Below are 24,257 nucleotides of genomic sequence, written 5' to 3' on the forward strand. Positions count from 1 at the left end.
CGACACGTCCAGCGCGGACACCGGCTCGTCCGCGACGATCACCTCGGGGCGCAGCGCCAGCGCCCGCGCGATGCCGATCCGCTGCCGCTGGCCGCCGGAGAACTGGTGCGGATAGCGGTTGAGGAACTCCGGGTCGAGCCCCACCACCTCCAGCAACTCCTGCACCCGGCGCCGCCGTTCGCCCTTGGGAGCAACCTCGGGGTGGATCTCGTACGGCTCCCCGACGATGTCCCCGACCGTCATCCGGGGGTTGAGCGAGGTGTACGGGTCCTGGAACACCATCTGGATGTTCCGGCGCACCTCCTTCAGCCGGCGCCCGGACACACCGGTGATGTCCTCGCCCCGGAACCGGATCTCGCCCTCGGTGGGCCGCTCCAGATGGCAGAGCAGCTTGGCCACCGTGGACTTGCCGCACCCCGACTCGCCCACGATGCCGAGGGTCTCGCCCCGGCCGAGGCTGAAGTCGACGCCGTCGACGGCCTTCACCGCGCCGATCTGCCTGCGCAGCACGATGCCGCGGGTCAGCGGGTAGTGCTTGACCAGACCGCGGGCCTCCAGCACGGGTTCAGCCGTCGCGGCCATCGAGGCACTCCCTCCAGAAATGGCAGGCGCTCACCCGGTCCGGCCCGGCCGGGTACAGCGGGGGCTCGTCCGTGCGGCAGACGTCCCGCGCCATCGCGCAGCGCGGGTGGAAGGCGCAGCCGGGCGGGATGTGGGTGAGGCTGGGCGGCAGACCGCGGATGGCGTACAGCTCCTGCCCCTTGTGGTCGAGGCGGGGGATGGAGTCGAGCAGGCCGCGGGTGTAGGGGTGGGCCGGTGCCTTGTAGATGTCGTGCACCGGCGCCGACTCCACGATCCGGCCCGCGTACATCACCGCGATCCGGTCGGCCACGTCCGCGACGACGCCGAGGTCGTGGGTGATGAGGACGAGCCCCATGTCGTACTCCCGGCGCAGCTCCGCGAGGAGGTCCATCACCTGGGCCTGGACGGTGACGTCGAGCGCGGTGGTGGGTTCGTCGGCGATGACGAGCGCGGGTTCCAGCGCGATCGCCATGGCGATCATGATCCGCTGGCGCATGCCGCCGGAGAACTGGTGCGGGTAGTCCCGCACCCGCTGGGCGGCGCCGGGAATCCGCACCCGGTCCATCAGCTCGACGGCCCGCTTGCGCGCGTCCTTGCGGGACATCCCCCGGTGGACCGTGAACATCTCGCCGAGCTGGTCGCCGACGGAGAGCACGGGGTTGAGGGCGGAGAGCGCGTCCTGGAAGATCATCGCCATTCCGGCGCCCCTGGTCCGCCGCCGCTCCTCCTCCTTCATGGTCAGCAGGTCGCGTCCCTGGAAGAGGATCCGGCCGCCGGTGATCCGGCCGGGCGGCGTGTCGAGGATGCCCATAACGGCCTGCGCGGTCACCGACTTGCCGGACCCGGACTCCCCGAGCACGGCGAGCGTCTCACCCGCGCCGACCCCGTACGACACCCCGTTGACGGCCTTGGCGACACCGTCGCGGGTGCGGAACTCCACGTGCAGGTCCTGTACTTCGAGCAGCACGGCGCCGTCACCTCAGCTTCGGGTCGAGGGCGTCGCGTACCGCGTCGCCGAGCATGATGAAGGCCAGGACGGTGATCGCCAGCGCCCCGGAGGGCCAGAGCAGGGCGTGCGGGGCGTTGCGGATGTAGGGGGAGGCGGCGGAGATGTCGATGCCCCAGGACACGCTGGGCGGCTTCAGGCCGACGCCGAGGTAGGACAGGGTGGCCTCCAGCGAGATGTAGGTGCCGAGCGCGATGGTGGCCACGACGATGACGGGGGCGACGGCGTTGGGCGCGATGTGCCGCAGCAGCAGCCGGGCGGGCGAGGCGCCCAGCGCGCGGGCGGCCTGTACGTAGTCGTTCTGCCGGGCGGTGATGACGGAGCCGCGGGCGATCCGGGAGATCTGCGGCCAGCCGAGCAGCACCATGAAGCCGACCACCGGCCAGACGGTGTTGCTGGTGACCACCGACAGCAGCACCAGGCCGCCGAGGACGACCGGGATGGCGAAGAAGACGTCGGTGATCCGGGACAGCACCGCGTCCCAGGCCCCGCCGAAGAACCCGGCGAGCCCCCCGAGCACCGACCCGAGCAGCGCCACCCCGAGCGTGGCGCACACGCCCACCGTGACCGACGTACGGGCGCCGTAGACGGTCCGGGTGTAGACGTCACAGCCCTGGCCGTCGAAGCCGAAGGGGTGGCCGGGCGAGGAGCCGTCCTGGGCCTTGGCGAGGTCGCAGTCGAGGGGGTTTCCGGAGGTGATGGCCGAGGGCCAGACGGAGACGAAGAACAGGAAGAGGATGACGAGCGCGGAGAGCAGGAAGACCGGGTTGCGCCTGAGGTCCCGCCAGGCGTCGGACCACAGCGAGCGCGGTCTGCTGTCGGGCCCGCCGCCCGCAGGTCCGCCCGGCACCCGCTCCAGCGTGGCGGCCTCGCCGGCCGCGAGGTCCATGGCCCCGCCCATGCCGGTCCCGGCGACGGCCCCCCGCGACTCCCGCGACGACGGCTCAGGCATAGCGAATCCTCGGGTCGAGTACCGCGTAGAGCAGGTCCACCAGCAGGTTGGCGACCAGGAAGACCAGCACCAGCACGGTGACGAAGCCGACCACCGTCTGGGTGTTCTGCCGGAGGATGCCCTGGTAGAGCTGGAAGCCGACGCCGTGGATGTTGAAGATCCGCTCGGTGACGATCGCGCCGCCCATCAGCGCCCCGATGTCGGTGCCGATGAAGGTGACGACCGGGATCAGCGAGGTCCGCAGCAGGTGCCGGACGATGACCCGGCGCCTGGGCAGTCCCTTGGCTACGGCGGTACGGACGTAGTCCGAGCGCCGGTTCTCGGCGATGGAGGTACGGGTCAGCCGGGTGACGTAGGCGAGCGAGACCGAGGCCAGCACCAGCCCCGGCACGATCAGCTCGCCGTACGGCGCCTCCGGCGAGACGGACGGCTTGATCCACCCCCACTCCACGCCAAGCAGCAGTTGGAGCACCAGACCGGTGACGAAGGTCGGCACGGAGATCACCACGAGGGTGAGCAGCAGCACCCCGGTGTCGACGGGCCGGCCCCGGCTCAGTCCGGTGAGCACACCGAGGCTGATGCCGACGACGAGTTCGAAGAGGATGGCCACGATGGTCAGCCGGACGGTGACGGGAAAGGCGGCCGCCATCAGCTCGGTGACGGGCTGTCCGTTGAACGCGGTGCCGAAGTCGCCGGTGAAGACGTTGCCCATGTAGGTCGCGTACTGCTGCCAGAGCGGCTGGTCGAGGCCGAACTCGCTGCGGAGCTGGGCGGCGGTGGCCGCGTCGCACTGCCGCTCCCCGCACAGCCCCGCGATGGGGTCGCCCATCACATTGACCATCAGGAAGATCAGCAGGGTGGCCCCGACGAACACCGGCACCATCTGGAGCAGCCGCCGGACGACGTAGCGTCCCATGGCGCTCAGCTCACCTTGATCTCGTTGTACACCGGCACGCTGAACGGGTTGAGCTGCACGCCGGTGAGCCGCTGGGAGTAGCCCGCGTTGCCGTTCTGGTACCAGAGCGGGATGGCGGCCATGTTGTCCCGGACGACCTCCTCGGCCTGCTGGAAGGTGGCGACCGACTTGGCCGGGTCGGTCTCGGCGTTGGCCCGGTCCACCAGCTCGTCGAACTCGGAGTTGGACCACTGGCCGTCGTTGGAGGAGGCGCCGGTGAAGTAGAGCGGCTGGAGGAAGTTCTGGATGAGGGGGTAGTCCATCTGCCAGCCCGCCCGGAAGGGACCGCTCATCTTGTGCTGCCCCATCTGGTTGCGGAAGTCGGCGAAGGTGCCGACCGGGTTGCCGACGCAGGCGTTGTCGTCGTCGAGGGCGTGGTTGATGGAGTTGCAGACCGCGTCGACCCACTGGCGATGCGAGCCCGTGTCCGCGTTGTAGGTGAGCTTCAGGGAGCCGCCGGGGATGCCGCCGCCCTGCCGCACCAGCCGCTTGGCGGCCGCCGGGTCGTAGGTGCAGGCGCGTCCGCACAGGCCCGCCTTGAAGCCGCCGTCGGTGCCGAGGACGGGTGAGGTCCAGTCGGTGGCGGGGGTGCGGGTGCGCTGGAAGATGGTCTTGGTGATCTGGTCCCGGTTGATGGCCATGGAGAGCCCGGTGCGGACCTTCTCCATGCCGGGCCGGTTCCAGCGCTCGTCGTAGTACGGGAAGGCGAGGGTCTGGATGATGCCGGCCGGGGTGTTGATGTACCGCTCGCCGAGGTCGGTCTTCACGTTCTTCAGCTGGGCGGCCGGGATGTCGTCGGCGAGGTCGAGGTTGCCGGCCATCAGGTCGGTGTAGGCGGTGTTGCTGTCGGTGTAGACCTTGAGGATCACCCCGTCGTTGAGCGCCTTGTCCCCGCCCGGGTAGCCGTTCCACTTCCGCAGGGTCATCTGGGAGCCCTTGGTGTAGGACTCGATGGCGTACGGGCCGTTGCCGACCGGGGTCTTCAGCCAGGCGGCGTGGTCGGTGAAGAAGGCGCGGGGCAGCGGGGCGAAGGCGGCGTAGCCGAGGGTGTCGGGGAAGCCGGAGAACTTCTGGTTCAGGGTGACGGTGAAGGTGTGGTCGTCGACCACCTTGAGCCCGGAGAGGGTGTCCGCGTGCTGGCTCCCCATCTCGGGGTGCACCTGGTCGTAGCCCTCGATGTAGCCGAAGAAGTACGCGTTCTTCTGCTTGTTCTTCAGGCTCGCGCCGTAGTTCCAGGCGTCGGTGAAGGAGCGGGCGGTGACCTTCTCGCCGTTGGAGAAGGTCCAGCCCTCCTTGAGCCTGACGGTGTAGTGCCGGGAGTCGGTGGTCTCGATCGACTGGGCCAGCATGTTCCGGGCCTCGCCGGTCCTCGGGTCGTACCGCTTCAGGCCCCGGAAGACCATGTCGAGCACCTTGCCGCCCTGCACCTCGTTGGTGTTGGACGGCTCCAGCGGGTTCTGCGGGTCGCCCCAGGAGGAGGTGAGCATCCCGCCGTCCGCCGACCCGCTCGCTCCGCCGCCGCACCCGGTGGCCACGAGCATCACCGCGGCGGCGCCGGTCAGCCATCGGGCGTGCGTGAATCCGCGCATGCTGCCTCCTCAGGGATCACCTCACCGTTACCGGTCAATATCGGCCCGTGGGGGACATCCCGCATGCCCGCCGCTCGATTGCCCCGTCTTTGGGGGGACACGTCAGCCATATGCAGGCAGGTCCGGCACGCTCTCGGTGATCTTGCGGACAAGACGCAATGGATCGCCGCGCAACGTTGCCGAAACGTTGGATCGTGACGCGCCGATGTACGCATTTCGATACCTCACCGTCCGGATATCGAACCCATTGGTTCATTTGCCCGAAATACCCCAAGTGAAGCACGGATTGATTACGGTCGCGCTACACGCGTAGCTACGGATGCGTCATGCAGAGGTAAAGAAGGTAAAGACAAGACCAAGTCGACCGAGAATTTATTGACCTTGAATGAATTGCGTTGAAAAAGTCCGGCGTAGCCCGTAGGGGAGCACCCTGCGGAGTCCTCAGACCCACCCTTGGGCCAGGAGCACCAATGACCACCCCCACTCCATCGGCGGCTGCCGCGCTTGAGGTGACCGACGTTCCCGTCGAGAAGTCGGGTACTTCTCCTGACGCGAAGGGCCCCGAGAGCAGGTCTCCCGGACAACTGGCCTGGCTGCGGTTCAAGCGGGACCGTGTCGGCGTCGCCTCGGCCGTCATCGTCATCTTCTTCTTCGTGATCAGCCTGGCCGCTCCGCTCATCTCCAGCCTCTACGGCAAGGACCCGTACACCACGTACGGTCTCAACACCCCGGGACTGCTGGGCGACAACGGGTTCCCGGCGAAGCCCAACGGCGGCATCGACGGGGAGTACTGGTTCGGCATCGACCCGCAGCTCGGCCGCGATGTCTTCACGTTCCTGCTGTACGCGATCCGCAACTCCCTGCTGATCTCCGTCGCCATCACGCTGCTCACCATGGTCGCCGGCGTGGTCATCGGCATCAGCGCGGGCTACATCGGCGGCAAGACGGACTGGCTCCTCGGCCGGATCATCGACATCCTGCTCGCCTTCCCGCAGCAGCTCTTCTTCGTCGCCTTCACCCCGGTGGTCCTGGCGCTCTTCGTGGCGGACAACGAGAACACGCCCACCTGGCTGGTCGTGGTCTGCCTCATCCTCCTGCTGACGATCTTCGGCTGGGCCTCCATAGCCCGGCTGCTGCGCGGCCAGGTCCTGGCCTTGCGTGAACGCGAGTTCGTGGAGGCCGCGAAGGTCACGGGCGCCTCACCCGCGCGCATCATCTTCAAGGAACTGCTGCCCAACCTCTGGACGCCCATCCTCATCCAGGGCACCTTGCTGCTCCCGGCGATGGTCACGACGGAAGCCGGTCTCGCCTACCTCGGCGTCGGCATCCAGGACCCGACCCCGGACTGGGGCATCATGATCGGCTACGCCGCCCAGTTCTACCAGGACGACTTCACCTTCCTGCTGTTCCCCGGCGTGACGATGGTGCTCTTCGTCCTGGCGTTCAACCTCCTCGGTGACTCGGTGCGCGACGCGCTCGACCCGAAGACCAAGCGCTGACGCCGGCTCGTCTCCCGGGCCTCGGCGAGCGCGCCACGGTGCCGCTTCTTACTCATCAACCCACTTCAAGGCAGGATGCGATGTCCTTCTCGCGCAGAAACTTCCTGATAGCCACCGGTGTCGCCGCCGCATCGACCTCGGTGCTCTCCGCGTGCAGCAGCGGCAACACGAGCAGCGCGGGGAAGGCCGGCAAGCAGGAAGCCGCCAAGGCCCACGCCAGCACGGTCAAGATCGGCACGGCGGAGGACTCCAAGGGCCCGGCTCCGGAGGTCTCCGGCGCCAAGAAGGGCGGCACGGTCTACCTGCTGAACGACGACGACTTCTCGCACCTCGACCCGCAGCGCGTCTACTACGCGTGGAACTCGCTCGCCGTCATCGTCCTCTCCCGTACGCTCACCGGCTACAAGATCGGTGACGACGGCTCGATGACCCTGGTCGGCGACCTCGCCACCGACACGGGCACCATGAAGGACAACGGCAAGACCTGGACCTTCACGCTGAAGGACGGGGTCAAGTGGGAGGACGGCTCCGACGTCACCGTCGACGACGTCCGGCACGGCTTCGAGCGCGCCTTCGCCAGCTTCGTCACCGAGGGCGCCGTCTACGCCCAGACCTGGCTGACGGGCACCCAGGAGTACCGCAAGTCGTACTCGGGCCCGTTCAAGGGCAAGCACCTGAAGTCGATCGAGACCAGCGGCAAGTCCATCACGTTCCACCTCTCCGAGGCGCGTCCGGACTTCAACTACGTGCTGGCGATGCAGTCGTACGCGCCGACCCCGGTGAAGCACGACAAGAAGCAGGACTACGACAAGAAGCCGTTCTCCAACGGCCCCTACGTGATCAAGTCCCACGTCACGGACAAGTCGATGGTCCTGGTCCGCAACAAGCACTGGGACCCGGCCACTGACCCGATCCGCAACGCCTACCCGGACGAGTTCGACTTCGCCTTCGGCATCGAGCAGCAGACCGCCGCGGACCGTCTGATCGCCGACTCCGGCAAGGACCAGTACGCCGTGTCCTGGCGCACCGTCCCGCAGGACCGCGTCCAGCAGGCGACCCTCAAGGCCAAGGACCGGCTGTTCGAGGACCTGAGCAGCGGCTCCAGCGTCTACTGGATCAACCAGACCCGTGTCACCGACATCAAGGTCCGCGAAGCCATCATCCGCGCCTGGCCGACGGCCGGCATCCGCCAGCTCCAGGGCGGCACGCACCGCGGTGACTACGCGACCGGCATCATGAGCCCGCTCGTCGCCGGTTACGAGTCGCAGGACGTGTGGGGCAAGCTGAAGAACCCCGCGGGCGACCCGGCGGCCGCCAAGGCGGTCCTGAAGAAGGCCGGCAAGCTCGGCACCAAGGTCGTCTACGCGTACATGAACGACCCGGTCAACGCCAAGGTGAAGGTCGTCATCGAGAACGCCCTGAAGGCGGCCGGCTTCGACGTCGTCTCCAAGGGCATCGACTCCACCACCTGGTACGACCAGATCGGCAAGCTCGACAACGGCTACGACATCTACTGGGGCGGCTGGTCCGCGGACTGGCCGACCGGCTACTCGGTCTTCCAGCCGCTGTTCGACAGCCACAACGTGGTGGACCAGGGCACCAACTACTGCCACATGAAGAACCCCGACGTGGACGCCGCCATCAAGGCCGCCACCGCGGAGACTGACCAGACCAAGGCCAACTCCATGTGGGCCGCGCTGGACAAGCAGGTCACCGAGCTGGGCGCCTTCATCCCGGACGTGTACATGAAGCGCCTGTACATCCACGGCTCGAAGCTCGGCAACGTGAAGATGGACCCGAACTTCGACGGCTGCATGCTCTACAAGATGTACGTCAAGTAGTGATCCGCCCCTGAAGGTGGGGCGGCCGACCGCCGCCCCACCCTCGGCTCGTCCACCGGGCCCCGGTCAGCCCGACCCGGTCCGATCCGCACGACGGCCCTCCCAGGAAAGCCAACCCCCATGCTTCGCTTCCTCGTTCGCCGACTTCTCGGCGCCGTGATCACACTGGTGATCATCAGCGCGGTCACGTTCATGCTCTTCTACGCCGTACCGCGCGACCCGGCCCGGCTGGCCTGCGGCAAGGTCTGCACGCCGGAGACCCTGGAGGTCATCCGGCACAACATGGGGATCTCGGACCCGATGCCGGTCCAGTACTGGCACTGGCTGTCGGCCATCTTCGTGGGCCGCGACTACGCCGGCTTCGGCCACTGCGACGCGCCCTGCCTCGGCTACTCGTTCGTCAACCGTGAGCCGGTCCTCGCCACCATCCTGGACCGCTTCCCCACCACGGCCTCGCTGGCCCTCGGCTCCTCGGTCGTCTTCCTGCTCTTCGGCATCGGCGCCGGCATGCTCGCCGCCGTGAAGCAGGGCAGGATGCTGGACAAGTTCGCCAGTTCGGCCTCGCTGGTCGCCTCGTCCATGCAGATCTACTTCGTCGGCCCGGTGGCGCTGTACCTGCTCGTGTACCAGTCGCACATCCTCTCGCAGCCCTCGTACACGCCCTTCACCGACAACCCGGGCGCGTGGTTCACCGGACTGCTGGTTCCCTGGCTGGTGCTGGCACTGATCTGGACCGCCAACTACACCCGTATGACCCGCTCGCAGCTCGTGGAGACGCTGAGCGAGGACTACGTCCGCACCGCCCGCGCCAAGGGCATGTCCCGCCGCAACGTCTTCTTCCGCTTCGCCTGGCGCGGCGCGATGGGCCCGATCGTCACCATCTTCGGCATCGACATGGGCGTACTGCTCGGCGGCGCGATGATCACCGAGAAGACCTTCAGCCTCCAGGGCCTCGGCATGCTGGCGGTGAAGTCCGTGTTCACCAACGACCTGCCGATGCTGCTCGGCGTCATGGTGATCACCGCCTCCTTCGTGGTGCTCGCCAACATCGTCGTCGACGCGGTCTACGCGCTGATCGACCCGCGCATCCGGCTCGCCTGACCCGTCCGCCCCCGCCAGCTTCCCCCGCATCACCCCTCCTGGAGCGTCCCCGTGACGAGCACCGATTCGCAGCCCTTCCTGTCCATCAAGGACCTGAAGGTGCACTTCTCGACCGAGGACGGCACCGTCAAGGCCGTCGACGGCCTCTCCTTCGACCTCGCTCGCGGCAGGACGCTCGGCATCGTGGGCGAGTCGGGCTCCGGCAAGTCGGTCACCAACCTGTCCATCCTGGGGCTGCACAACCCGGACACCACCACGATCGAGGGCTCCATCGAGCTGGACGGCGACGAGCTGAACGGCGCGCCCGACCGCACGCTGGAGAAGCTCCGCGGCAACAAGATGGCGATGATCTTCCAGGACGCCCTGGCCTCGCTGTCGCCGTACCACACCATCGGGACCCAGATCGGCGAGGTCTACCGCAAGCACACCGGCGCCTCGAAGAAGGCGGCGCGGGAGCGGGCGATCGAGATGCTGCGCCGGGTCGGCATCCCGCAGCCGGACCGCCGGGTCGACAACTACCCGCACGAGTTCTCCGGCGGTATGCGCCAGCGCGCGATGATCGCCATGGCCCTGGTCTGCGACCCGAAGCTCCTGATCGCGGACGAGCCGACCACCGCGCTGGACGTCACCGTGCAGGCCCAGATCATGGACCTGCTCAAGGACCTCCAGCAGGAGTTCGGCACCTCGATCATCTTCATCACCCACGACCTGGGCGTCATCGCGGACATCGCCGACGACGTGCTGGTGATGTACGGCGGCCGCTGCGTGGAGCGGGGCCCGAAGGAGGAGGTGCTGCGCGCCCCGCAGCACCCCTACACCTGGGGTCTGCTCGGTTCCATGCCGAGCCTGGACGGCCCGGTCGACGTGCCGCTCAACCCCATCCCGGGTTCTCCGCCCTCGCTGCTGAACCCGCCCACCGGCTGCCGCTTCCACCCGCGCTGCGCCTTCGCGTCCGAGGTGGAGGGCAACCGGTGCGCCACCGAGCGCCCGCTGCTCCAGATCGAGGACGGCCGCGGCAACGCCTGCCACCTTTCCGACGGCCAGCGCCGTGAGTTCCTCGCCGACCTTGCCGCCAGCAAGGCCATCTGACGTACACGAGACGGGATTTCACCACCATGAGCGACACCACTCCCCTCCTGGACGTCTCCGGGCTGACCAAGCACTTCCCGATCAAGGGCGGCTTCCCGATCCGGCGCACCGTCGGCGCGGTGCAGGCCGTGGACGGGCTGGACTTCCAGGTCGCCGAGGGCGAGAGCCTGGGTCTGGTCGGCGAGTCCGGCTGCGGCAAGTCCACCACCGGCCGGCTGATCACCCGGCTGATGGAGCCGACCGCGGGCCGCATCGCGTACCGGGGCAAGGACATCACGCACGCCGGCCGCAAGGACCTCGCGCCGATCCGGTCCGAGATCCAGATGATCTTCCAGGACCCGTACGCCTCGCTGAACCCGCGGCACACGGTCGGCAAGATCATCGCCGGGCCGATGGAGATCAACGGCATCGAGCCGCCCGGCGGCCGCGAGAAGCGGGTGCGGGAGCTGCTGGAGATCGTCGGTCTCAACCCCGAGCACTTCAACCGCTTCCCGCACGAGTTCTCCGGCGGCCAGCGCCAGCGCATCGGCGTCGCCCGCGCGCTGGCCCTGAACCCGAAGCTGATCGTGGCCGACGAGCCGGTCTCCGCGCTGGACGTCTCCATCCAGGCCCAGGTCGTCAACCTGCTCCAGAAGGTGCAGCGCGAACTCGGCATCGCCTTCGTGTTCATCGCCCACGACCTCGCCATCGTGCGGCACTTCTCGCAGCGCGTCGCGGTGATGTACCTCGGCAAGATCGTGGAGATCGGCGACCGCGACGACCTCTACAACAACCCGCGCCACCCCTACACCCGCGCCCTGCTCTCCGCCGTCCCGGAGGCCACGGTGGACGAGACCCCGCGCGAGCGCATCCGCCTGGTCGGGGACGTGCCCTCGCCCATCGACCCGCCGTCGGGCTGCCGCTTCCGCACCCGTTGCTGGAAGGCGACGGAGAAGTGCGCGACCGAGGCCCCGCCGCTCGCGCAGGCCGAGGGCAACAAGGCCGGCCACCTCACGGCCTGCCACTATCCGGAGACGCAGGAGATCATCCCGGTCACCGGCCTCTCCAAGACCCCCCAGGAAGCGGTCTGACACACCTCTGGAGGCCCGCGTCCACCCGGACGCGGGCCTTTTCACGTCCTGGCCGGAACCTTTCCCCGGCGCCGACGGGCGCACCGACGGCCGTGTGAGACTGCCACGGTGGCGACCCACCCGTTCAACGACCTCTCGATCGCCGCCCATTACGACACCCTCAACCCCTGGGGTCCGGGCGACGACTTCCACCTCGGCCTGATCCGCGCGGCGGACTCGGTGCTGGACATCGGCTGCGGCACCGGCCAGTTGCTCCGCCGGGCCCGCGCCGAGGGGCACCCCGGACGGCTGACCGGACTCGACCCGGCCGCCGCGATGCTGGTGCGTGCCCGGGAAGGCGCCCCGGACGTCGAGTGGGTCCTCGGGGACACCCGGAGCCGCCCGTGGAAAGGCGAGTTCGCGCTCGCGGTGATGACCGGGCACGCCTTCCAGCAGTTGGTCCGGGACGAGGACGTACGGCAGTGCCTGGGCGCGGTGCGGGAGGCGCTGGCGGAGGGCGGCCGCTTCGTCTTCGAGACCCGCAACCCCGAGGTCCGCCCGTGGGAGCGCTGGACCCCGGACCGGGTGCGCACCATCACCGGCCCCGACGGCGCCGAGATCCGGGTCCACCACGAGGTGACGCACGGCCCGGCGGGCGGTCTCGTCGGCTTCACCGAGACCTACACGTGCGAGAGTTGGCCGGCCCCGAGAGTCGGCCGCAACACCCTCCGCTTCCTCGGCCCCGGCGAGCTGGACCGCTTCCTCGCCGAGGCCGGGCTGCGTACGGTGGCCCGCTACGGCGACTGGGACCGGAGTCCGCTGGGCCCGGCCTCGCCGGAGATCATCACCATTGCCGAAGGGGCACGCTAGGGGGAGACACCCCTAGTCCTTGGAGGTGCCCTCCTCCAGCGCCGCCAGCGCCGGGTCCAGGATGATGTCCTCCTCGCGGGCCTCGGTCGTCGGCTCCTCCGGGAAGTGGCAGGCCGTCAGGTGCCCGGACCGGTTCCCGGAGAGCTGGACCAGCGGCGGCTCCTCGGTCGCGCACTTGTCCTGCGCCTTCCAGCACCGGGTGCGGAAGCGGCAGCCCGAGGGCGGGTCGATCGGGGACGGCACGTCACCGGCCAGCCGGATGCGCTGGCGGGCCGGGGCCTGCTCGCCCGCCACGCTCACCTCGGGCACGGCGGAGAGCAGAGCGTGGGTGTAGGGATGCCGGGGGCGGGTGTAGATGGAGTCCCGGTCGCCCACCTCGATGATCTTGCCGAGGTACATCACCGCGACGCGCTGCGAGAAGTGCCGCACGATCGCCAGGTCGTGCGCGATGAACAGGAACGCGATGCCGAGTTCCCGCTGCACCTTCTGCAGCAGGTTCACCACCTGGGCCTGGATCGACACGTCCAGCGCGGACACCGGCTCGTCGGCCACGATCAGCTTGGGCTCCAGCGCGAGCGCCCGCGCCACGCCGATGCGCTGCCGCTGGCCGCCGGAGAACTCGTGCGGGAAGCGATTGAAGTGCTCGGGGTTGAGACCGACGATCTCCAGCAGCTCCCGCACCCGCTTCTCGCGGCCGCCGGGCGGTTCGATGCCGTTGATCTCCATCGGCCCGGCGATGATCTTGCCGACCGTCTGGCGGGGGTTGAGGGAGGAGTACGGGTCCTGGAAGATCATCTGGATCTCGGACCGGATCGGCGCCAGCTCCCGGCGCGAGGCCCGGCTGATGTCCTTGCCCCGGTACGAGATCGTGCCCGCCGTCGGCTCCATCAGCCGGGTGATCAGCCGGCCCGTGGTCGACTTGCCGCAGCCCGACTCACCGACCAGCCCGAAGCTCTCGCCCACCCGCACCGACAGGTCGATGCCGTCCACCGCCTGGACCGCGCCGATGGTCCGCCGGACGGGGAAGCCTCCCTTGACCGGGAAGTGCTTGGTCAGCCCGGAGACCTCCAGCAGCGGTTCGCCCCCGGCGTCGGCGCCCTCGTCCCGCGGAGCGGGCAGGAGCAGGTCCTTGGTCATGACGGTTCTCCTTTTGCGCCCTAGCCCAGCCGGGGCTTGATCTCGTCCACGAAGATGTCCCGCTTCTGCGCCGGGGTCAGATGGCACGCCGACTCCCCCGCGCCGAGCAGCGGGCGCTCGGTCACGCACCGGTTGCCCTCGACCCGGTCCTGGAAGGGGCAGCGGGGGTGGAAGCGGCAGCCGGAGGGCGGGTTGAGCAGAGAGGGCGGGGAGCCCGGAATGGGGGTGAGCGCGATCGACGGGTCGGAGTCGAGCCGCGGCATCGAGTTCAACAGACCCCAGGTGTAGGGGTGTTCGGGCGCGTGCAGGACGGAGTCGACCGAGCCGCGCTCCACCGCGCCGCCCGCGTACATCACCATGATGTCGTCGGCCATGTCCGCGATCACCCCGAGGTCGTGGGTGATGAAGATGATGCCCGAGCCGAACTCCTGCTGGAGGTCCTTGAGCAGGTCGAGGATCTGCGCCTGGACCGTCACGTCGAGCGCGGTGGTCGGCTCGTCCGCGATCAGCAGGTCGGGGTCGCAGACCAGGGCCATGGCGATCATCGCGCGCTGGCGCATGCCGCCGGAGAACTGGTGCGGGTAATCCCCGGCCCGCGCCTTGGGATTGGGGATGCCGACCTTGCCCAGCATCTCCACCGCGCGGTTCCACGCCTCCTTCTTGGAGGCGCCGGTGTGCTTCATGTACGGCTCGGCGATCTGCCGGCCGACCGTGTAGTAGGGGGAGAGCGCGGTCAGCGGGTCCTGGAAGATCATGGCGACCTTGTTGCCGCGCAGCTTCTCCATCTCCGACTCGCGGGCGGTCGTCAACTCCTGGCCGTCCAGCAGGATCTCGCCCTCGACGGTGGTGAACATCGGGTTGTGCAGGCCGAGGACGGTCAGGTTGGTGACCGACTTGCCCGAGCCCGACTCCCCCACGATGCCGAGCGTTCTGCCCCGCTCCAGGTCGAAGGAGAGCCCGTCCACGGCCCGTACGATGCCGTCCTCGGTCTTGAAGCTGACGTGCAGGTCGCGCACGGACAGCAGCGGACCGTCGCCCGCCGGGGCCGGAACACCGGCCTCCTTGGTCAAAGTGGTCACGACAGTGCTCCTAGGACAGCCGCACGCGCGGGTCGATGAAGGCGTACGCGGCGTCGACGATGATGTTGAAGAGCAGGATCATGGCGGCGGCGAACAGCATCACGCCCAGCAGCAGCGGCAGGTCGCTGAAGTACACGGACTGCACGGACAGTTGGCCGAGGCCTGGCAGACCGAAGGTCCACTCGGTGATGATGGCGCCGCCGAGCAGCGAGCCGAGGTCGATGCCGAAGATGGTGACGATCGGGATCAGCGAGCCGCGCCAGGCGTACCGGAAGAACACGTACCGCCGGGACATGCCCTTGGCGCGGGCGGTGCGGACGTGGTCCTCCTGGAGCTGCTCGATCATCGAGGAGCGCGCCATACGGGTGTACTGCGCCGCGAAGATGGTGGAGAGGATCACCCAGGGGATGAGCAGTCCCGCGAACCAGTCCAGCGGGTTCGCGGTGAAGTCGTGGTAGTCGGGCTTGTCGAACCAGTGGGTCTGGTAGACGAGCAGCGCCAGGGCCAGCGGGCCGAGGAAGTAGATCTGCATCCCGGAGATGACCATCGCGCCGGCCGTCGCCACCTTGTCGACCACGGTGCCGCGCCGCCAGGCGGCCACCAGACCGGCGCCGATGCCGATGACGAGGAAGAACACCGCGCTGCCGATGGTCAGCGAGACGGTGGTGGGCAGCCGGTCGATCAGCGTGCCCCAGACCGGCTCGTTGGAGTGGTACGAGTAGCCGAAGCAGGGTGCCGGGCACGGCCCCTGGGCGAAGCTGTCGCTTCCCATGACCAGGTTGTGCAGGAAGATCAGGTACTGCTCCGGGATGGACTTGTCGAGGCCGAGCACATGGTGGATGTTCGCGATGGCGTCGGCGTTGCAGGTCTTGCCGCACATCAGCAGCGCCGGGTCGCGGGGCACCCCGAAGAACAGGACGAATGTGACCATGCTCAGCAGGAAGAGGATGACGACGGCACCGAGGGTCCGGCGGACGAGGAAGCGCAGCATGACAGGGGCAGCTCTCTGACGTCGGCGGTCCGGGGCCCGGCGTCCGGCGCACCCTTACGGGGTGCGCCGGACGCCGGGCGCGGGGCGGTTACTTGATGAAGAGGCGACGCGGGTCGACGCCGCTGAGCACGTCGTCGTAGACGAGTCCGCCGACCTTGGAACCGGCGATCTGGGTCTGCTTGTAGTACGCGGTCGGGACGACGTTGATGACGTCCTTCACGATGTGCTGGTCCAGCTTCTCCCACTCGGACGCGGCCTTGGCCGGGTCGGTGATCTTGCTGATCCGGTCGATCTCGCTGTTGATCTGCGGGTCGTTGATCTGCGAGTAGTTCTGCGCGCCGTCGGCGATCACGCGGCCGTCGTACAGCGGCGGGATCACGGTCGAGGCGGACGGCCAGTCGGCACCCCACGCGGTGTGGAAGATGTCGTAGTTGTTGTTCAGCTTGGAGACCTGGTCGTAGAACGTCTCGGCCGGGATCTCCTGGCGCTGGACGTTGAAGCCGGCCTTCTTCAGGCCCGCCGCCATGGCGGTGGAGTACTGCTGGCCCTCGGGGGTGTTGATGTAGCCGAAGGTCAGCTTCATGTTGAGCTTGCCGGCCTTCTTCAGCAGCTCCTTGGCCTTGGCCGCGTCACCGGCGGGCTTCTTCTTCTTGCCCCACGGGTCGAAGGCGGCGTCGTAGCCGGAGACGGTCGGGGAGATCAGACCGCCCGCGACCTCCATCGCGTCGGTGCCGCCGTAGGCACGGACGAACGGGGTGACCGGCAGGGCGTAGGCGATCGCCTCGCGGACCGTCTTGTCCTGCATGGGCTTGTGGCTCATGTTGATGTTCATCTGGCCGACGAACGACTGGTAGCCCGAGACCGTACGGGGCTTCAGCTTCGCGTTCCGGAGCACCGAGGACAAGTTGCCCGCGTCGACCTGGTTGTTGAAGCTGATGCCGGCCTGGTCGGCGCCGCTGTCGGCGAGCAGCGCCTTGGTGGACGCCTCGTACTGCTGGTTGAAGCTGAAGTTGAACCGGTCGATGTACTGGTGCCGGATCGGGTCCGTCTTCGGGTCCCAGTTGGTGTTCTTCACCAGCACCATGGACTTGCCGGACTTGAACGACTGGATCTTGTACGGGCCGCTCACCACGGGCGCCTTGTCGTAGCGCTCCTTGGTGTCGCCCTTCTGCGAGACGACTCCGTAGCCGGCCATGGCCAGGGCGTACGGCAGGTCGGGGCGGGCCGTCTTGAAGTGGAAGACGATCGTCTTGTCGTCCGGCGTCGACAGCACCGAGTCGGGCAGGTGCTTGCCCTTGTAGGGGCCGTCCTTGAGCAGCTTGCGGTAGGTCGCGCCCGGCGAGTCGGCGAGCCACTGCTGGAGGAAGGTCGGGCCCTGGTTGATGAAGGGCGCGAAGAGCCGCTCGACGGTGTGCCGGACGTCCTTGGACGTGATCGGCGTGCCGTCCTGGAACTTGATGCCGTCCTTGAGCGTGTACTTCCAGGTCTTGCCGCCGTCGGTGGTGGTGCCCGAGTCGGTGGCGAGGTCGCCGACGACCTCGTGCTTGCTGCCGTCGTTGCTGGTCGCCTTGTACCCGGTGAGACCGCGGTGCAGCAGGGTGGCGAGCGAGCCCTCGTCGGCCACGTAGATCTGTGCCGGGTCGAGGTGCGCGTAGCTGTCGCGCTGGAGGACCTCCAGGGTGCCGCCGGACTTGGCGCCGGGCACCTCGGCCGCCGGTCCGGTGGACGCCTTCTCGTCACCGAACTTGATCAGCGCCTGCTGGCGCTGGGCGTTCTGCTGCTGCTTCTTGTCGTCGCCGCCACTGTCGCTGCCGCCCTTGCTGCAACCGGTGAGCACAAGCGCTCCGGCCGCGAGCACGGAGAGTGCGCCGTATGTGTGGCGTCCGCCCCTACTCATCACGAGGTTCCCACCCATCTCTGTGTCACCAGTGCGTTCCTGTGTCACCAGTGCGAAAGAAACTGCTGGTAGTGCTGTACGAGGTGCTGTGGTGCTGTGAAGTGACCGGTCAGCGTGCGGTCTTGGGGTCGAACGCGTCCCTGACCGAATCCCCGAGCAGGTTGAACGCCACGATGAAGATGATCATCGAGATGCCCGGGAAGAACATGTAGGTGATGTCGTTCTGCATCACCAGTTCCGTGGACGCCTTGGAGAACATCTGTCCCCAGTCCGGCGTCGGTTCGACGATGCCCACACCCAGGAAGGAGAGTCCGGCCTCCGCGGTGACGAAGGAGGGCAGCAGGTAAGTGGCCTGCACCAGCAGCGGGGTGACCACGTTCGGCAGGATCTCCTTGCGGATGATCCGCCATGAGGAGGCCCCGCTGACCCGGGCCGCCTCGATGAACTCCCGTTCCCGCAGGGCGAGCGAGGTGCCGCGCAGGATGCGGGCGAGGCTCATCCAGCCGAGGAACCACTGGACGATGATCAGCGCCAGCACCCGGACGTAGGTGGGGGTCTCGTCGCGGGGGCTGACGAACAGCGAGACGACGACCGGCATGCTGGCGATGAAGAACAACTGCGCCGGGAAGGCGAGCAGGAAGTCGATGACCCGGCCGATGGCGAAGTCGGTGCGCCCGCCCAGGTATCCGGCCGCGACCCCGAGCAGGATGCCGGTGAGGACGACGGTGACGGTGACCGCGAGCGAGATCATCAGCGAGGTGCGGATGCCGAACAGGAGCTTGGTGAAGACGTCGTAGCCGTTGCCGGGTTCGAGGCCGAACCAGAACTCGCCGCTGATACCGCCGTTGGGCTGCATCGGCACACCCGCACTGTCGAACAGCTCGGGACGCTCGTCCGCGTACACCGTGTACGGGTCCTTGCCGTACAGCTTGGATATCAGCGGGGCGAGCAACCCGATCGCGAAGAAAAAGATCACGACACAGGCCGAGATAACGCCGGTGCGGTCGCGCTTGAAGCGCATCCACATCAGCTGGCCGGGAGAACGGCCTTCGAGCTGGACGGTCTCGGCCTTCGCCGACGGCCCTGGTTCGCCGTCGACGACGACCGAAGTCCCGCCGCCCTCGATGTCGATAGGACTTGTCACGGTTCGTCCGTTTCGCAGATATGAGTGCGGGAGGTTCCGGGATTGCTGGACAGCGCGCGAACTCGCAGTCGGACGCGCGTAGTTCTAGGGCCGGATCACACCGCTGGAAGCGACGAACAGCTCCCCCTTGACCCGAGCGGTACGCGGCTAACTATCTGACATGAGCCAAGTGGCGACCACTGTCTTTAAATCTCAATTCAGTCACAGCTGACGGGTAGAACTTCCAAAAACCGGACAAACAGTTCCCCTACTGAAGGGCGCGAAACGGACGTGTTACATGGCTATCGGTCCGGGATCTCCGCGTTCCGGACACCGGACGGCCCGGCGGCCGGGAAAATCCGGTTGCGAAAAAAGCCCGGCCGCCCCCGAGATGGGGACGGCCGGGCTCAACCACTCGGCGTTCACGCCGAGTTGTTCATACGTCAGTTGTGCTTGGCACGGCTCGCGGTGCGGCCGCGCTCCTTCTGGTCGAGGACGACCTTGCGGATGCGAACCGCCTCCGGGGTCACCTCGACGCACTCGTCGTCGCGGCAGAACTCCAGCGACTGCTCCAGGGAGAGCTTGCGCGGCGGGACGATCGCCTCGAACGAGTCGGCCGACGAAGACCGCATGTTCGTGAGCTTCTTCTCCTTGGTGATGTTCACGTCCATGTCGTCGGAGCGCGAGTTCTCGCCGACGATCATGCCCTCGTACACCTCGGTGCCGGGCTCGGTGAACAGCACGCCGCGCTCCTGGAGGTTCGTCATCGCGAACGCGGTGACGGCGCCGGCGCGGTCGGCGACGAGCGAACCGTTGTTGCGGGTCGTCAGGGTGCCGAACCACGGCTCGTGGCCCTCGTGGATGGAGTGGGCGATGCCCGTGCCGCGCGTACCGGTCAGGAACTCCGTACGGAAGCCGATGAGGCCGCGGGACGGGACGACGAACTCCAGGCGGACCCAGCCGGAGCCGTGGTTCGACATGTTGTCCATCCGGCCCTTGCGGACGCCCATGAGCTGCGTGACCGCGCCCATGTGCTCCTCGGGGACGTCGATCGTCATGCGCTCGACCGGCTCGTGCACCTTGCCGTCGATGACCTGGGTGACGACCTGCGGCTTGCCGATGGTCAGCTCGAAGCCCTCACGGCGCATCTGCTCGACCAGGATGGCGAGCGCCAGCTCACCACGGCCCTGGACCTCCCAGGCGTCCGGGCGCTCGGTGTCGAGCACGCGGAGGGAGACGTTACCGATCAGCTCGCGGTCGAGGCGGTCCTTGACCTGGCGGGCGGTGACCTTGCGGTCCTTGACCGCGGACTTGGCGTCCGCGCCCTTGCCGGTGCCACCGCGGCCGACCAGCGGCGAGGTGTTCGTACCGATGGTCATGGAGATCGCGGGCTCGTCCACCGTGATCAGCGGGAGCGCGACGGGGTTCTCCGGGTCGGCGAGGGTCTCACCGATCATGATGTCCGGGATACCGGCGACGGCGCAGATGTCACCGGGGCCCGCCACCTCGGCCGGCTTGCGGGTGAGCGCCTCGGTCATCATCAGCTCGGTGATGCGCACGTTCGACACCGTGCCGTCGCGCTTGATCCACGCCACGGTCTGGCCCTTGCGCAGCTCGCCCTGCTCGACACGGAGCAGCGCGATACGGCCGAGGAAGTTGTCGGCGTCGAGGTTGGTGACGTGGGCCTGGAGCGGCGCGTCCTCCTCGTACGTCGGGGCCGGGACGTGCTCCAGGATCGTGGAGAAGAACGGCTCCAGGCTGGTGGAGTCCGCCGGGACCGTGCCGTTCTCCGGCTTGGTCAGCGAGGCGATGCCGTCACGGCCGCAGGCGTAGACGATCGGGAACTCGATCTGCTCCTCATCCGCGTCCAGGTCGAGGAAGAGGTCGTACGTCTCGTTGACGACCTCGTCGATGCGCGAGTCCGGGCGGTCCGTCTTGTTGATGCACAGGATGACGGGGAGCCGCTGCTGGAGCGCCTTGCGCAGCACGAAGCGGGTCTGCGGCAGCGGACCCTCGGAGGCGTCGACGAGCAGGACGACACCGTCGACCATCGACAGACCGCGCTCGACCTCGCCACCGAAGTCGGCGTGGCCAGGGGTGTCGATGATGTTGATGGTGATCGGCTCGCCGCCGTCCTTGGGGTGATACTTCACCGCCGTGTTCTTGGCGAGGATCGTGATGCCCTTCTCACGCTCCAGGTCGTTCGAGTCCATCATGCGGTCGTCGACGGAGTCGAGCTGGTGGGCGGCAAACGCGCCGGCCTGCTTCAGCATGCCGTCGACGATGGTGGTCTTGCCATGGTCGACGTGGGCGACGATGGCGACGTTACGGATGTCGTGGCGCGTGGCCATATTGCGGCGTACTCCCGGAGTGTGCGGACTGCCCTGCGCGGGATTCTCTTGCGCGGGACCTGCCGGGCTGGACACGCCACGGCCTCACCCCATGGTACGTGGCCCTGCGGGGGACGGCCTCCGCAGGGCCACGGGGCCCGGTTCCGGGTCAGTTCCCGGTCGGGCTGGGCGAGACCTTCGCACCCTTCTTCAGGAAGCCCATGTCCTCGTAGACCGGCGCCTGGAAGCCGAAGGCGCCCATGTTGACCAGGGTCTTCCGTACGCCGACGAGCTGGGGGCGCTGGTAGAGCGGGATGGAGCCGGCCGCCGCCCAGATGCGGGCGTCGGCCTTGCGGATGAGGTCGCGGGACTCCTCCTCGTCCAGCGTCGAGGCGGCCTGGTCGAAGAGCTGGTCCACCTGGTCGGTGCCGACGCGGGTGTAGTTCTGCTCGACGTTCACCGAGCCGTCGGCGGCGGGCGCGGGCTTGGCGAAGATCGGGCGCGCGTCGGTGGCCGGGAAGGCGGAGGCGGGCCAGGAGTACAGGGCGAGGTCGAAGTCGCCGGCCGCGATGTGATCCTTGAAGTAGCTCTCGTCCGGGACCTTGATGATGGTGGTCCGGATGCCGACCTTCTCCAGCATCGCGGAGATCCGCCCGGCGACGGTGTTCAGGGTCTCCGAGCCCGCGCCGGTGGGGAGCACGAAGCGGAGGTTGAGCGCCTGGCCGTCCTTGGCGAGCGGGCCGTTGACCGCGCCCGCCGGGGCGGCCGTGCCCTTGGGGGCGTAGGCACCGGGGGCACCGGCCTGGCCGGTGTACTGCTTGCCGTCCTGGGCGAGGCGGCGGCCGCTGCCGTCGCCGTGCTCGTTCTTGCCGTCGGTGTTCTTGCCGTCGGTGTTCTTGCCGTCGGTGTTCTTGTCGTCCTCGCCGACGATGTACTCGCCGTCCTTGCCGCCCTCGGACTGGTCGTCGTCGTCCTTGGTGCTGCTCTCCGGTCCGGCGGCCTTCCCGGCCTTCTTCTCCGCCTTGACCGGGCCGCCCGGTACCCACCCGGCGTCCGAGAGCAGGGCCTGCGCCTCCTTGGTGTCCTGGCCGCCGAGGGCGTCGCTGTTGTCGGCGTAGGCGGGCTGGCCCTCCAGCGCCAGGTGGCTGCCCACCGGCTCGGCGGGCAGGCCGAGCGGGGTCAGCACCAGCTTGGCCAGCTCCTTGCGGTCCAGCGCGCGGGCCACCGCCCGGCGTACCCGCTCGTCCGCGAGCACACCCCCGGCGCCGTTCAGGGCGAGCTGGGTGTAGGCGGGCTCCAGGGACTTGCGCACCTCGTAGGAGCGGAGCCCGGCCTGCTCCTCCAGGTAGCGGGTGATGGCCTTGCGCAGCTTCTTCCGGCCCGCGTGCTCGACCTTCTCCGCCTCCAGGCCGTGGGCGAGCGCCCAGGAGCGGAGCTTCTTGGCGGAGGTCTTGCCGCCGCCCGCGAGCGGGCTGCCGGTCCCGGTGCCTCCGGCGGCGCCACTGATCCGCCCGGCCGTGGCGGCGTCCACGTCGGCGACGTCGACCTTGCCGTCGGCCAGCGCGGTGGTCCGCTTGTCGCGCGGGACGGTGTGCAGCACGATCTGGTCGAGCTTGGCGGGCTGCCCCCACCAGCGCGGGTTGCGGGTGAGGACGACGTCCTTGCCGGCGGTGTCGACCTTGTCCACCCGGAAGGGGCCCGCGCTGGTCTTCAGCTTGCGCCGGGCGCCGTCGTTGAAGGCGTCCGGGGTGCCCATGACGTCCTTCGGGTACAGCGGGGAGAACAGCGACTTCCAGTCGGCGTACGGGCGGGAGAAGGTGACCCGGACCTGGAGGTCGCTGGCGCCGCGCTCGATCTTGGAGATGCGGTCGTACCCGGCGTTGCGGGCGGTCCAGTAGGCGCTGTCCTTGCCGGACAGGGCGCGCCACTGGGTGACGAAGTCGGCGGCGCCGATCTCGCGGCCGTCGCTCCACACGGCCTGCTGGTTCAGCTTGTACAGCACGACCTGGCGTGGCTCGGTCTCGATGACCTTGGCGGACTCCAGGTAGGCGGGGTTCACCGCCGGGCGGCCGTTCACGTCGAGCTGGAACATCGAGGGAAGGGTGGCCTGGGCGACCCGGGTGGTGCCCGCGTCCGCGTCGGCCTGGTAGGCGTTGAGCGTCTCCGGCAGCGCGTCCACGGCCCACTTCACGGTGCCGCCCTCGGCGACCTTGTCGCGGGTGACGTGGGCGATGTCCGGTCCGGCCAGCGGGTGGCCGGCCTTCTCGTCCGAGCCGCAGCCGGCGAGGAGGGGCACCGCGAGGGCGCCCGCGGTGAGGAAGGCGGTCGCGCGCAGGACCGCGCGTGAGCCGACGCCGTCGTGGGACATCTCTGCTACCTCCGGAAGGCCGCGGGCGTTTTGATCACTTTTGGCGGTATATGGAGCTGATCAGATCTATGCACCCACTGAAAGCGACCGCACCGGGGGAAACGGGGCGACACGGCCGCGCCGCGCGGCAACCCCACCCGTGCGGCGCAACCCCGCCCGCTCGCGGGGCCGCGAACCCGCCCATACGCTCCCAAAGTGACGTCCTCCCTGGTCCGGGGCCGCCCCCGGCACGCCACGGCGCACATACGCGTGCGGGTCGCGCACGCGCTCGTCGGCGCGGTCGCCGGGGCGGGCTGGCTGGCCCTCCCGGTACTCGCGGCGCAGGAACCGGGGACCGCGTCCCCTCCCCGCACGGCCCCCGCCGCTCCCGCCGCTCCCGGCGCTCCTCGGGACGACGAGTCCTCCGCCGTCGACCTGATCCTCCCGGTCGCCGTGCTCGGCACCGCCGTGGTGGTGGCGGCGTACAGCTACGTACGCCGTGGCCGCCGCGCGTCCGAAGTCGCCTCCTCGGCACCGGCCGTCCGCACCCCGGCCGAGTCCGGCCGCCGGGCCCGCGCGGCCCTGGTCGAGGCGGACGACAGCGTGCGGGCGAGCGAGGAGGAGCTACCCTTCGCGGCCGCGCTCCTGGACGAGCGCACCCTCGCCCCCTTCCGCGACGCGGTCCACACCGCCCGCACGGAACTCTCCGCGGCCTTCGCCCTGTGGCACCGGTACGAGGAGGGCGAGCCCCGCGATCCCGGCGACCGCGGGCAGACCCTGGCCGGGGTCGCCGGCCGGTGTGCGGAGGCGGGACGCGTGC

18 protein-coding genes and 1 pseudogene are annotated in these 24,257 nt (G+C 68.7%); 7 read left to right on the forward strand and 12 right to left on the reverse strand.

All coding sequences use genetic code 11. The features are described 5' to 3' along the window. From GT030_RS27975 to GT030_RS27995, 5 genes are all read right to left on the reverse strand, one after another. A partial coding sequence (locus tag GT030_RS27975) for a dipeptide/oligopeptide/nickel ABC transporter ATP-binding protein (protein WP_161203462.1) occupies positions 1 to 582 on the reverse strand: 582 nt, incomplete at its 3' end. Then, positions 566 to 1,549, reverse strand: a complete 984-nt coding sequence (locus GT030_RS27980; protein WP_161203463.1) for an ABC transporter ATP-binding protein — start codon at positions 1,547 to 1,549, stop codon at positions 566 to 568. The genes GT030_RS27980 and GT030_RS27975, both read right to left, overlap by 17 nt. A gap of 7 nt (positions 1,550 to 1,556) precedes the next feature. Continuing rightward, positions 1,557 to 2,540, reverse strand: coding sequence for an ABC transporter permease (locus GT030_RS27985; protein WP_161203464.1), 984 nt, complete (start codon positions 2,538 to 2,540; stop codon positions 1,557 to 1,559). Next, entirely contained in the window at positions 2,533 to 3,456 is a 924-nt protein-coding gene (locus GT030_RS27990) for an ABC transporter permease (protein ID WP_161203465.1), read from the reverse strand. Before GT030_RS27990 ends, GT030_RS27985 begins: the two co-directional genes overlap by 8 nt. 5 nt (positions 3,457 to 3,461) lie before the next feature. Continuing rightward, positions 3,462 to 5,084: an ABC transporter substrate-binding protein gene (locus tag GT030_RS27995; RefSeq protein ID WP_161203466.1), complete on the reverse strand. Its 1,623-nt coding sequence runs from the start codon at positions 5,082 to 5,084 to the stop codon at positions 3,462 to 3,464. A 470-nt stretch (positions 5,085 to 5,554) separates the two neighbouring features. Between GT030_RS27995 and GT030_RS28000 the strand changes: the two genes are divergently transcribed. The 6 genes from GT030_RS28000 to GT030_RS28025 all read left to right on the forward strand — a co-directional run bounded on the left by GT030_RS28000 (position 5,555) and on the right by GT030_RS28025 (position 12,533). Continuing rightward, positions 5,555 to 6,583, forward strand: coding sequence for an ABC transporter permease (locus tag GT030_RS28000; RefSeq protein WP_202460647.1), 1,029 nt, complete (start codon positions 5,555 to 5,557; stop codon positions 6,581 to 6,583). An 80-nt stretch (positions 6,584 to 6,663) separates the two neighbouring features. Further along, positions 6,664 to 8,424, forward strand: a complete 1,761-nt coding sequence (locus GT030_RS28005; protein WP_161203467.1) for an ABC transporter substrate-binding protein — start codon at positions 6,664 to 6,666, stop codon at positions 8,422 to 8,424. A gap of 120 nt (positions 8,425 to 8,544) precedes the next feature. Further along, complete coding sequence (locus GT030_RS28010) at positions 8,545 to 9,525, forward strand: ABC transporter permease (protein WP_161203468.1); 981 nt, start codon at positions 8,545 to 8,547, stop codon at positions 9,523 to 9,525. A gap of 51 nt (positions 9,526 to 9,576) precedes the next feature. Further along, the gene (locus tag GT030_RS28015) at positions 9,577 to 10,614 is read left to right on the forward strand and encodes an ABC transporter ATP-binding protein (protein WP_161203469.1); all 1,038 of its coding nucleotides are present in this window, start codon (positions 9,577 to 9,579) and stop codon (positions 10,612 to 10,614) included. Positions 10,615 to 10,640: 26 nt separating this feature from the next. Beyond that, the gene (locus tag GT030_RS28020) at positions 10,641 to 11,684 is read left to right on the forward strand and encodes a dipeptide ABC transporter ATP-binding protein (protein ID WP_161203470.1); all 1,044 of its coding nucleotides are present in this window, start codon (positions 10,641 to 10,643) and stop codon (positions 11,682 to 11,684) included. 108 nt (positions 11,685 to 11,792) lie between these two features. Continuing rightward, positions 11,793 to 12,533 carry a class I SAM-dependent methyltransferase gene (locus GT030_RS28025; protein ID WP_161203471.1) on the forward strand — a complete coding sequence of 247 codons (741 nt, stop codon included), beginning with the start codon at positions 11,793 to 11,795 and terminating at the stop codon, positions 12,531 to 12,533. Positions 12,534 to 12,545: 12 nt separating this feature from the next. Here the strand turns inward: GT030_RS28025 and GT030_RS28030 are convergent, their stop codons facing one another. The 7 genes from GT030_RS28030 to GT030_RS28060 all read right to left on the reverse strand — a co-directional run bounded on the left by GT030_RS28030 (position 12,546) and on the right by GT030_RS28060 (position 23,458). Further along, the gene (locus GT030_RS28030; protein WP_161203472.1) at positions 12,546 to 13,670 is read right to left on the reverse strand and encodes an oligopeptide/dipeptide ABC transporter ATP-binding protein; all 1,125 of its coding nucleotides are present in this window, start codon (positions 13,668 to 13,670) and stop codon (positions 12,546 to 12,548) included. A gap of 20 nt (positions 13,671 to 13,690) precedes the next feature. Further along, positions 13,691 to 14,749, reverse strand: a complete 1,059-nt coding sequence (locus GT030_RS28035) for an ABC transporter ATP-binding protein (RefSeq protein WP_161203473.1) — start codon at positions 14,747 to 14,749, stop codon at positions 13,691 to 13,693. 10 nt (positions 14,750 to 14,759) lie between these two features. After that, the gene (locus GT030_RS28040; protein WP_161203474.1) at positions 14,760 to 15,740 is read right to left on the reverse strand and encodes an ABC transporter permease; all 981 of its coding nucleotides are present in this window, start codon (positions 15,738 to 15,740) and stop codon (positions 14,760 to 14,762) included. Between the two features lie 88 nt (positions 15,741 to 15,828). Next, positions 15,829 to 17,637 (reverse strand): ABC transporter substrate-binding protein, encoded by a 1,809-nt coding sequence (locus GT030_RS28045; protein ID WP_161203475.1) that lies wholly within the window; start codon positions 17,635 to 17,637, stop codon positions 15,829 to 15,831. A 109-nt stretch (positions 17,638 to 17,746) separates the two neighbouring features. Next, positions 17,747 to 18,781: an ABC transporter permease gene (locus GT030_RS28050; protein ID WP_161203476.1), complete on the reverse strand. Its 1,035-nt coding sequence runs from the start codon at positions 18,779 to 18,781 to the stop codon at positions 17,747 to 17,749. Positions 18,782 to 19,203: 422 nt separating this feature from the next. Next, positions 19,204 to 21,111: a translational GTPase TypA gene (gene typA, locus GT030_RS28055; protein WP_161203477.1), complete on the reverse strand. Its 1,908-nt coding sequence runs from the start codon at positions 21,109 to 21,111 to the stop codon at positions 19,204 to 19,206. Between the two features lie 148 nt (positions 21,112 to 21,259). Beyond that, positions 21,260 to 23,458 (reverse strand): ABC transporter family substrate-binding protein, encoded by a 2,199-nt coding sequence (locus GT030_RS28060; RefSeq protein WP_161203478.1) that lies wholly within the window; start codon positions 23,456 to 23,458, stop codon positions 21,260 to 21,262. Positions 23,459 to 23,653: 195 nt separating this feature from the next. Between GT030_RS28060 and GT030_RS28065 the strand changes: the two are divergent. Then, a pseudogene (locus tag GT030_RS28065) lies at positions 23,654 to 24,257 on the forward strand (hypothetical protein); the annotation flags it as partial.

It is taken from the genome of Streptomyces sp. SID1328, assembly GCF_009865595.1.
GTDB lineage: Bacteria > Actinomycetota > Actinomycetes > Streptomycetales > Streptomycetaceae > Streptomyces > Streptomyces griseoluteus.

Bases quoted from the DNA above. Each gene is read 5' to 3' on its own strand.
- GT030_RS27985 (WP_161203464.1), bottom strand. From the start codon at position 2,540: ATGCCTGAGCCGTCGTCGCGGGAGTCGCGGGGGGCCGTCGCCGGGACC.
- GT030_RS27990 (WP_161203465.1), bottom strand. From the start codon at position 3,456: ATGGGACGCTACGTCGTCCGGCGGCTGCTCCAGATGGTGCCGGTGTTC.
- GT030_RS27995 (WP_161203466.1), bottom strand. From the start codon at position 5,084: ATGCGCGGATTCACGCACGCCCGATGGCTGACCGGCGCCGCCGCGGTG.
- GT030_RS28000 (WP_202460647.1), top strand. From the start codon at position 5,555: ATGACCACCCCCACTCCATCGGCGGCTGCCGCGCTTGAGGTGACCGAC.
- GT030_RS28005 (WP_161203467.1), top strand. From the start codon at position 6,664: ATGTCCTTCTCGCGCAGAAACTTCCTGATAGCCACCGGTGTCGCCGCC.
- GT030_RS28010 (WP_161203468.1), top strand. From the start codon at position 8,545: ATGCTTCGCTTCCTCGTTCGCCGACTTCTCGGCGCCGTGATCACACTG.
- GT030_RS28020 (WP_161203470.1), top strand. From the start codon at position 10,641: ATGAGCGACACCACTCCCCTCCTGGACGTCTCCGGGCTGACCAAGCAC.
- GT030_RS28030 (WP_161203472.1), bottom strand. From the start codon at position 13,670: ATGACCAAGGACCTGCTCCTGCCCGCTCCGCGGGACGAGGGCGCCGAC.
- GT030_RS28040 (WP_161203474.1), bottom strand. From the start codon at position 15,740: ATGCTGCGCTTCCTCGTCCGCCGGACCCTCGGTGCCGTCGTCATCCTC.
- GT030_RS28045 (WP_161203475.1), bottom strand. From the start codon at position 17,637: ATGAGTAGGGGCGGACGCCACACATACGGCGCACTCTCCGTGCTCGCG.
- typA (WP_161203477.1), bottom strand. From the start codon at position 21,111: ATGGCCACGCGCCACGACATCCGTAACGTCGCCATCGTCGCCCACGTC.
- GT030_RS28060 (WP_161203478.1), bottom strand. From the start codon at position 23,458: ATGTCCCACGACGGCGTCGGCTCACGCGCGGTCCTGCGCGCGACCGCC.